The 10,538-nt window shown below is 74.3% G+C and carries 2 protein-coding genes; both read left to right on the top strand.

Annotated features, from left to right (window positions below; genetic code table 11):
* Positions 1–7,816, top strand: a 7,816-nt coding sequence (locus EHS43_RS26250; protein ID WP_125193228.1) for a type I polyketide synthase, incomplete at its 5' end; no start/stop codon positions are given.
* A gap of 55 nt (positions 7,817–7,871) precedes the next feature.
* Positions 7,872–10,538: type I polyketide synthase (locus EHS43_RS26245; protein WP_125193227.1), on the top strand; the 2,667-nt coding region annotated here is incomplete at its 3' end.

Genomic DNA, 10,538 nt, shown 5'->3' with positions numbered 1-10,538 from the left:
GCCCCACACCGACCTCCCCACCTACCCCTTCCAGCACAAGCGCTACTGGCTGGAGGGCCCGACGGGCGGCACCGACGCCGGGGCGCTGGGACTGGCCGCCGACGAACATCCGCTGCTCGCCGCCGTCGCCGAACTCCCCGGTACCGGTGGTGTGCTGGCGACCGGGCGGCTCTCGCGCAAGACGCACGCGTGGTTGCCGGCCGACGAGGAGGAGTCGGCCGTTCCCGCGGCCGCGCTGGTCGAGATGGCCGTGCACGCCGGGGACCAGGTGGGTGCGGGCGTGCTGGACGAGTTCGTGGTCGAGCGGCCGCTGCTGCTCCCCGCGTCCGGCTCGGTGCGGATCCGGGTGCAGGTCGGGGCGCCGGAGTCCGGGCCGGCCTCCAGTGGGAGCCGTGCGGTGAGCGTGCACGCGTGCGCCGACGGCTCCGAGGAGTGGACACGGCACGCGACGGGCCGCTTCTCGGCCCAGCCTCCGGCCTTCGTCGGGGACTTCACCGTACGGCGTCCCCATGGTGCCGACGCGGTCGCGGCCGAGCTGCTGCCCGAGGGGCTGCGGAAGCTGTGGCGGCACGGTGACGAGGTGTACGCGGAGGCCGTGCTGCCGGAGATCGGGCCCGACGGGGCGGACTTCGCGCTGCACCCGACGTTGCTCGACACGGTCCTGAAGGCGGCCGCGTTCGGGCCGCTGGGGCCGCCCCGGCAGGACGGCAAGGTCCTGCTGGCGCACACCTGGCGCCGGTTCTCGCTCTACGCCTCCGGTGCGCGCGTCCTGCGGGTACGGATCACACCGCAGGGCGACGGCACGGTGTCGGTGGCCGCCTCCGATCCCTCGGGGTCACCGGTGCTGTGTGTGCGTGAGGTGACGTTCCGGGCGGTCGACCCCGCCGAACTCGGCTGCGAGAGCGACGAGTTGCGTGACTCGCTGTTCCGTCTGGAGTGGCAGCCCGTCCGCGCCTCCCAGGACACGCCCGCGCACCACGACTGGCCCGTCCTCGACCTCACCGACCGCACCGGCGCCGACATCCGCGACCTCACCGCCGAAGCCCTCACCGCCGTCCAGACCCACCTCACCACCGCCCCCGACGACACTCGTCTCGTCGTCCTCACCACCGACGCCCAGAACGACCCCGCCCAGGCAGCCGTCCACGGGCTCGTCCGCACCGCCCAGAACGAGCATCCCGACCGCATCGTCCTAGTCGACACCGACCCCGACAGCCACCACCTCCTCGACACCGCCCTCGCCACCGGCGAAGCCCAACTCGCCCTCACTCAGCACCAGATCACCGTCCCCCGGCTCATCCGCGCACAGGTCACCGGCGAAACCCCCCTCAACACCCACGGCACCGCTCTCATCACCGGCGGCACCGGCACCCTAGGCGCCCTCACCGCCCGCCACCTCGTCACCCACCACGGCATACGACACCTCCTGCTGCTCAGCAGGCGCGGGCTCGCATCGCCGGGGGCCGAGAGCCTGCACAAGGAGCTGACCCGGCTCGGCGCACGGGTGACGGTCAGCGCGGCGGACGTCGCCGACCGCGGCCAACTCGCGGCGGTGGTCGGGCAGATCGACCCTGAGCACCCCCTGACCGCCGTGATCCACACCGCCGGTGTCCTCGACGACGGGATCATCACCGCGCAGAACGCCGAGCGCCTCGACACCGCGTTCCGGGCGAAGATCGACGCCGCCCGCAATCTGCGGGAGGTGACGAAGGACCAGGACCTGGCCGCCTTCGTGCTCTTCTCCTCCGCCGCCGGCACCCTCGGCAACCCCGGACAGGCCAACTACGCCGCCGCCAACGCAGCCCTCGACGCCTACGCCCGCCGGCTGCGCACCGAAGGCGTCCCCGCCGTCTCCCTCGCCTGGGGCTACTGGTCCGACGTGAGCGGTATGACCGCGCACCTGGACGAGACCGCGCTGCGCCGGCACCGGCGGGACGGGATGCTCGGGCTCTCGGCGGAGACCGGTATGGCCCTGCTGGACGCCGGGATCGGGTCGGGCGAGGCCGCGCTGGTGACCGCGCGGCTCGATCTCGCGGGGCTGCGGGCCCGCTCGGCCACCGAGCCGGTGCCGCTGCTGCTGCGGTCGCTGGTGCGTCCGCAGCGGCGGGCCGCGGCGCGGGGCGGCGACGAGCCGGCGCCCGGGGGCGGCACCCTCGGACAGCGGCTGGCCGCGCTGCCCGCCGCCGAGCGGGAGCAGACCCTCGTCGAACTGGTCCGGGGCGAGGCGGCCGCCGTCCTCGGGCACGACTCGCCGGACGCGGTGGGCGAGCGGCGTGCGTTCAAGGACGCCGGGTTCGACTCGCTGACGGCCGTGGAACTGCGCAACCGGATCGCGAAGCGGACCGGACTGACCCTGCCCGCGACGCTGGTCTTCGACTACCCGACACCGGCCGCCCTGGCCCACAAGCTGCTGGAGGACCTGGTCGGCGGCGCGGAGGAGACCGTACAGCAGGCCGTCGCGGCCCGTGCGGACGGGTCGGCCGGGGCCGACGAGGACCCGATCGTCATCGTCGCGATGGGGTGCCGGTTCCCGGGCGGTGCGGACGGGCCCGAGGAGCTGTGGCGGATCGTCGCCGACGGTGTCGACGTGATCGGCGGCTTCCCCGAGGACCGCGGCTGGGACCTGGAGGGCATCTACGACCCGGACCCCGAGCACCTGGGGACGTCGTACGCCCGCAACGGCGCCTTCCTGGACACGGCGACGCGGTTCGACGCCGGGTTCTTCGGGATCTCGCCGCGCGAGGCGCTCGCCATGGACCCCCAGCAGCGGCTGCTGCTGGAGACGACCTGGGAGACCTTCGAGCGGGCCGGGATCGATCCGACGGCATTGCGCGGCGAGCGGGTCGGGGTGTTCGTCGGGGTCAACGACCGTGACTACACCCTGCGGTTGCAGCACGGCGCGGGCGAGCTGGAGGGGTACCGGCTGACCGGCACCTCCGGCAGTGTCGCCTCGGGCCGGATCTCCTACACGCTCGGCCTGGAGGGCCCGGCCCTCACCGTCGACACCGCCTGCTCGTCCTCGCTGGTCGCGCTGCACCTGGCCGCGCAGTCGGTGCGGGGCGGCGAGTCGACGATGGCGCTGGCCGGCGGGGTCGCGGTGATGACGACGCCGGACGCGTTCGTGGAGTTCTCGCGGCAGCGCGGGCTGTCGGCCGACGGGCGCTGCAAGGCGTTCGCGGACGCGGCCGACGGCACCGGCTGGGCGGAGGGCGTGGCCCTGCTGCTGGTCGAGCGGCTGTCGGACGCCCGGCGCCTGGGGCACCCGGTGCTGGCCGTCGTACGCGGATCCGCGGTCAACCAGGACGGTGCCTCCAACGGCCTCACCGCCCCCAACGGCCCCTCCCAGCAGCGCGTCATCCGCGCCGCCCTCGCCGACGCCGGCCTGGCCGCGGCGGAGGTGGACCTGGTCGAGGCGCACGGCACCGGCACGACGCTGGGCGACCCGATCGAGGCGCAGGCGCTGCTCGCCACCTACGGCAAGGACCGGCCCGCAGAACAGCCCTTGTGGCTCGGCTCGTTGAAGTCCAACATCGGGCACACCCAGGGTGCGGCCGGAGCGGCCAGCATCATCAAGGTCGTCGAGGCGATACGGCACGGGGTGCTGCCGAGGACGCTGCACGTGGACCGGCCGTCGAGCAAGGTCGACTGGGAGTCGGGCGCGGTGGAGCTGCTGACCGAGGCCCGTACCTGGCCGGAGCTCGACCGTCCGCGCCGGGCCGCCGTCTCCTCCTTCGGGGTCAGCGGCACCAACGCGCACGTCGTCATCGAACAGGCCCCGGACCAGCCGGAGTCGGAGGAGGTGCCGGAGCCGGCCGGCGTGCTGCCGTACGCCCTCTCGGCGAAGAGCCCCGAGGCGCTCGCCGGACAGGCGGCCCGGCTGGCCGAGTGGGTGCGGGACGGGTCGGCGGACCTCGGCGGCCTCGCGCACTCGCTGCTGGTCTCGCGGGCGGCGCTCGACGAGCGGGCCGTCGTCCTCGCGGACGGCCGGGACGAACTCCTCGCCGGGCTGGACGCGTTGGCCGCGGCCGAGACGCCGGGTCCGGTCGTCACGGGTGCTCCCGTGACGGGCCGTACGGCCTTCCTGTTCACCGGGCAGGGCAGTCAACGGGCACGTATGGGAAGCGAGTTGTACGCCACGTATCCGGTGTACGCGGAGGCCTTCGACGCGGCCTGCGCGGAGCTGGACCGGGAGCTGTCCGGCCATGTGCCGCTGCCGCTGCGCGAGGTGGTGTTCGCCGCGGACGGCACCGAGGCGGCCGCCCTGCTGCACCGGACGGTGTACACGCAGTCCGCGCTGTTCGCCCTGCAGGTGGCGCTGTTCCGCCTGGTCGAGTCGTGGGGCGTACGGCCCGACTTCGTGGCCGGGCACTCCATCGGCGAGCTGGCCGCGGCGCACGTGGCGGGCGTGTTCTCGCTGGCCGACGGTGCCCGGCTGGTCGCCGCCCGGGGCCGGCTGATGCAGGCCCTGCCGGAGGGCGGGGCGATGGTGGCCGTACGGGCCGCCGAGGAGGACGTCCTGCCGCTGCTGCCGGCCGACGGCAGCGCCGGGATCGCGGCGGTGAACGGGCCCGAGTCGGTGGTGGTGTCCGGGGCCGAGGAGGCGGTCCTCTCGGTCGCCGACGCGCTCGCCGCGCGGGGCCGCAAGACCAAGCGGCTGCGCGTGAGCCACGCGTTCCACTCGGCGCGCATGGAGCCGATGCTGGACGAGTTCCAGGCGATCGCCGGCACCCTCGACTTCCGGGAGCCGCGCATCCCGGTCGTGTCGACGCTGACCGGCGCGGACGTGAGCCCGGCCGAGCTGGGCTCCGCCGACTACTGGGCCCGCCATGTGCGGGAGGCGGTGCGCTTCGCGGACGCGGTACGGCACGTTCGCGGACGGGGCGCCGCCCACTTCCTGGAGATCGGCCCGGACGCCGTGCTCACCGCGATGGCGCGCGAGACGGTGGACGCCGTCGGCGGGGGCGGCCCGGCCGCGTTCTTGCCCGGCCTGCGCCGGGAGCGCCCCGAGCCCGCCACGCTGCTCGCGGCCGTCGCGGGACTGTACGTCCGGGGCGCGGCCGACGGTCTGACCGCCCTGGTCGGGCGGGCCCGGCGGGTGGACCTGCCGACGTACGCCTTCCAGCGTGAGCGCTACTGGGCCGAGATGGGCACGGGTGCCTCGGACGTGACGGCCCTCGGGCTCGCCGACGCCGCTCACCCGCTGCTCGGCGCGGTCGTCGAACTCCCGGACGGAGCCGGGGTGCTGGCGACCGGGAGGCTGTCCGCCTCGGCGTCCCGGCACGCCTGGCTCGCCGACCACGCCAAGTCCGGCACCGTCCTGGTGCCGGGGACCGGTCTGGTCGAACTGGCCGCGCGGGCCGGGGAACGGGCGGGCGCCGACCACCTGGAGGAACTGGTTCTGGAGGCGCCGATGGTGCTGCCCGGACGCGGCGGTGTCGAGGTGCGGGTCCAGGTCGGTGCCGCCGAGGGCGAGAGCGGCCGGCGCCCGGTGCGCATCCACTCCCGGACCGGCGAGGACGCCGACTGGGTCCGGCACGCGACCGGGTCCGTCGGCCCCTCCCCCGCCAACGCCACCGGCACCCCGCTGACGGCGTGGCCGCCGCAGGGCGCCGAGAGCGTCGACATCGAGGGGTTCTACGACCGTCAGGCCGCCGCCGGACACGACTTCGGCCCCGCTTTCCAGGGCCTGCGCAGGGTGTGGCGGCGCGGCGAGGAGACGTACGCCGAGGTCGCCCTGCCGGCCGAGGCAGCGCCCGGCGCCGAGGCCTACGGGCTGCACCCGGCGCTCCTGGACGCGGCCCTGCACGCCACCAGCTTCGGGGCGGTCGCCGAGACCGAGCCGGGCCGGGTGCTGCTGCCCTTCGCGTGGAACGGGGTCACCCTGCACGCGACCGGGGCCACCGCCCTGCGGGTGCGGATCACCCGGCTCGGCGGCGACGCGGTCGCCGTGACCGCCGCCGACGCGACGGGCGCACCGGTGGCGACCGTGGGTTCGCTGTCCTTCCGGGCCGTCGATCCCCGCCGGCTGGGGTCCGCCGACGGTCTGCTGCGCGACGCGCTGTTCCGGATGGAGTGGCAGCGGATCCGGACGCCGGAGGAGCCGGAGGGCGCCGACTGGCCGGTCCTCGACCTCTCCTGCCGCGCCGACGCGGACGTGCCCGCCCTCACGGCGGAGGTCCTGTCCGCCGTCCAGGTCCATCTGAGCGACGCCCCCGAGGAGAGCCGGCTGGTCGTCCTCACCCGGGACGCCGTACGGGAGCCCGCCCACGCGGCGGTGTGGGGTCTGGTGCGCACCGCGCAGAACGAGCACCCGGACCGGCTGGTCCTGGTCTCCTGCGACGACGTCAGCCGCCCCCTGCTGGGCGCCGCCCTGGCCACCGGCGAACCTCAACTCGCCCTGGCCGACGGCACGATCGCCGTACCCCGGCTGGTCCGCACCGAGGTGCCGGACGGACCGGCCCCGCTCGACGCCGACGGCACCGCCCTGGTCACCGGCGGCACCGGCACCCTGGGCGCCCTGGTCGCCCGGCACCTGGTCACCGAGCACGGCCTGCGGCATCTGCTGCTGGTCAGCCGCCGTGGCCCGGCCGCGCCGGGAGCGGACGCCCTCGTCGAGGAGCTCACCGGGCTCGGCGCCCGGGTCACCCTCGCGGCGGCCGACGTGGCCGACCCGGACCAGCTCGCCGCCGTACTGGACCGGATCGACCCCGAGCACCCGCTGACGGCAGTGATCCACACCGCCGGGGTCATCAGGGACGGGGTGATCACCGCCCAGACCCCCGAGCACCTCGCCACCGTGCTCGCCCCGAAGACGGACGCGGCGCACACCCTGCACGAACTGACGAAGCATCAGAATTTGTCCGCGTTCGTGCTGTTCTCGTCCGCCGCCGGCACCCTCGGCAACCCCGGACAGGCCAACTACGCGGCGGCCAACACCGCCCTCGACGCGCTGGCCCACCGCTTCCGCGCCGAGGGCACCCCGGCCGTCTCCCTGGCCTGGGGCCTGTGGGAGGAGGCCAGCGGCATGACCGGCGAGCTCGGCACGGCCGACCTGGAACGCGGCCGCCGCACCGGGATCGCCCCCATGCCCACCGCGCTCGCCCTCACCCTGCTCGACGCGGGCCTGCGCTCCGACGAGGCCGCGCTGGTCACGGCCCGCATGGACCTGGCGGGACTGCGCGGCCGAGCCGACTCGGACGGCGAGGTGCCGGCCGTCCTCAGGGCGCTGGTGCGGATACCGCGCAAGGCCGCACGGGCCGCCGCCGCGACCGTCGAGGAGTCCTTCGCCGACCGGCTGGCCGCCCTGGCCCCCGCCGAACGGCTCGGCAGCGTCGTCGAATTGGTGCGCACCCAGGCCGCCGCCGTGCTGGGCCACGGCACCGCCCGGGCGATCGGCGCCGAGGCCGCCTTCAAGGACGCCGGCTTCGACTCCCTCGCCGCGGTGGAACTGCGCAACCGCCTGGCCACCGCGACCGGCGTCCGCCTCCCGGCGACGCTGATCTTCGACCACCCGACCCCCACCGAACTGGCGGAGCGTCTCGTCGAGGAGCTCGGCATCACCGGTGAGGCGGTCACGAGCGAGGCGGCGACCGTCGAACTCGACTCGCTGGAGCAGGCGTTGGCCACCCTGAGCACGGCCGACGAAAGCGCGCGCGCCCTGGTCGGGGCCCGGCTGCTCGACCTGGCGGCACGGCTCGGCGCGGCACCCGCCGCGACGGCCACGCTCGTCACCGGGACCGGCGGCTCCCTCGACCTCGACGCCGCCACCGACGAGGAGATCTTCCAGCTCATGGACGGCGAACTGGGTCTGTCCTGACGACACCGCCACACCGGTCCATTTCATGACGACGCCTTGAAGGGGCAGACCCAGCATGTCCAACGACGTTACAAACACCGCCGGTTCGGCCGGTGAACAGAAGCTGCGCGACTACCTCAAGCGCGCACTGGTCGACCTGAAGCAGACCAAGGAGCGGCTCGGCGAGATCGAGGCCGCCCGGTCCGAGCCGATCGCGATCGTGGGCATGGCCTGCCGGCTGCCCGGCGGGGTGACCACCCCGGAGGAGCTGTGGCGGCTGGTCGCCGAGGGCCGCGACGCGGTCTCCGGCTTCCCCGAGGACCGCGGCTGGGACCTGGAGCGCCTCTTCGACGCCGACCCCGAACGCGGCGGCACCTCCGCCACTCGTGAGGGCGGATTCCTGCACGGGGCGGGCGAGTTCGACGCCGCGTTCTTCGGCATCAACCAGCGCGAGGCCCTGTCGATGAACCCGCAGCAGCGTCTCCTCCTGGAGACCTCCTGGGAGTCCTTCGAACGCGCCGGTATCGACCCCACGCGGCTGAGGGGCCGGCGGGTCGGCGTGTACACGGGCGTGATGTACCACGACTACGCCCCCGACATGGAGAACGCCCCGCCCGAGGTCGAGGGCTATCTCAGCACCGGCACCGCGGGGGCGGTCGCCTCCGGCCGCATCTCCTACACCCTGGGCCTGGAGGGCCCCGCCGTCACCCTCGACACGGCGTGCTCCTCCTCCCTGGTCGCCCTGCACCTGGCCATGCAGGCCCTGCGCGGCGGCGAGATCGACATGGCTCTCGCGGGCGGCGCCGCGATCATGGCGACCCCGGGTGTCTTCGTCGAGTTCTCCCGCCAGCGCGCCCTCGCCACCGACGGCCGCTGCAAGGCCTACGCCGACGCGGCCGACGGCACCGGCTGGGCGGAGGGCGTGGCCACGATCCTGGTCGAGCGGCTCTCGGACGCGGAGCGCCTGGGCCACCCGGTCCTGGCGGTCGTACGGGGCTCGGCCATCAACCAGGACGGCGCCTCCAACGGCCTCACCGCCCCCAACGGCCCCTCCCAGCAGCGCGTCATCCGCGCCGCCCTCGCCAACGCGGGTCTCGCCTCCGTGGATGTCGACGCCGTCGAGGGCCACGGCACGGGGACGACACTCGGCGACCCGATCGAGGCACAGGCCCTCCTCGCCACCTACGGCAAGGACCGATCCACCGAACAGCCGCTGTGGCTCGGCTCGTTGAAGTCCAACATCGGCCACGCCCAGTCCGCCGCCGGAGTCGCCGGCATCATCAAGATGGTCCAGGCGATCCGCCACGGCGTCCTGCCCAAGACGCTCCACGTCGACCGTCCGTCCACCAAGGTCGACTGGGACTCCGGCGCGGTGGAACTCCTCACCGAGTCCCGCGACTGGCCCGAACTGACCCGCCCCCGCCGCGCCGCCGTCTCCTCCTTCGGCGTCAGCGGCACCAACGCCCACGTGATCCTGGAGCAGGCCCCGGAGCAGGAATCCCCGGCCGATTCACCGGCCCCCGCCGTGATCCCCTGGCTCGTCTCCGCCAAGACACCGGGAGCGCTACGGGCCCAGGCCGAGCGACTGCTCGGGCACACCACCCTCGACGCCGCCCAGGTCGGCCACGCGCTCCTCACCTCCCGTCCGGACTTCATCGAACGGGCCGCGGTCGTCGCCGACTCGCCCGAGGGCTACTCGGCCGGCCTCAAGGCCCTGGCGACGGGACAGCCGGCCTCACAGCTGGTGACGGGCACGGCGGACGTGATCGGCAAGACGGCGTTCGTGTTCCCCGGCCAGGGCCACCAATGGGCCGGCATGGGAGCCCAACTCCTCAACACCGAGCCCATGTTCGCCCAGGCAATGAACGAATGCGCCAACGCACTGACCCCCTACGTCGACTGGTCACTCCTGGACGTCCTACGACAGGCCGAAGGCGCCCCCGGCTTCGACCGCGTCGACGTCGTCCAGCCCGCCTCCTTCGCTGTCATGGTGTCGTTGGCCCGGCTCTGGCAGCACCACGGCATCCAGCCCGACGCCGTCATCGGCCACTCCCAGGGCGAGATCGCCGCCGCCCACATCGCGGGCGCGCTCTCCCTCGACGACGCCGCCCGCGTCGTCACCCTCCGCTCCCAGGCCATCGGCCGCCACCTCGCCGGGCTCGGCGGCATGATGTCGCTGCCCATCCCGCTGGCGGAGGCCCAGGACCGGATCGCCGAATACGACGGCCGTATCGAGATCGCCGCCGTCAACGGACCCTCCTCCACGATCGTCGCCGGAGACGCCGACGCCCTCGACGACCTGTACGAAACCGCCGAGGAAGCCGGCATCCGGGCCCGCAGGGTCCCCGTCGACTACGCGTCCCACACCGCGCACGTCGAACGCATCGAGGCCGAACTCGCCGACCTGCTAAACGGGTTGAAGCCCGAAGCACCCAAGATCCCCATGTACTCCACGTACAAGGCGACCTGGCTCGACGAGAGCACCCCCCTCACCGGCGCCTACTGGTACAACAACCTCCGCCATCAGGTCCGCTTCGCGGAATCCCTCCGGGGCCTCATCGCGGACGACTTCCGCGTCTTCGTCGAGGTAAGTGCGCACCCCGTCCTGACCACCGCTGTCCAGGACCTCCTCGACACCCACGCCGACACCCCGGCCGTCACCACCGGCACCCTGCGCCGGGGCGACGACACCCCCACCCGGCTCGCCACCTCCCTCGCCACCCTCCACACCCGGGGCATCCCC

This window comes from Streptomyces sp. RP5T (genome assembly GCF_003933965.1).
Classification (GTDB): Bacteria; Actinomycetota; Actinomycetes; order Streptomycetales; family Streptomycetaceae; genus Streptomyces.
This window is presented reverse-complemented; position numbering and strand designations above follow the sequence as displayed.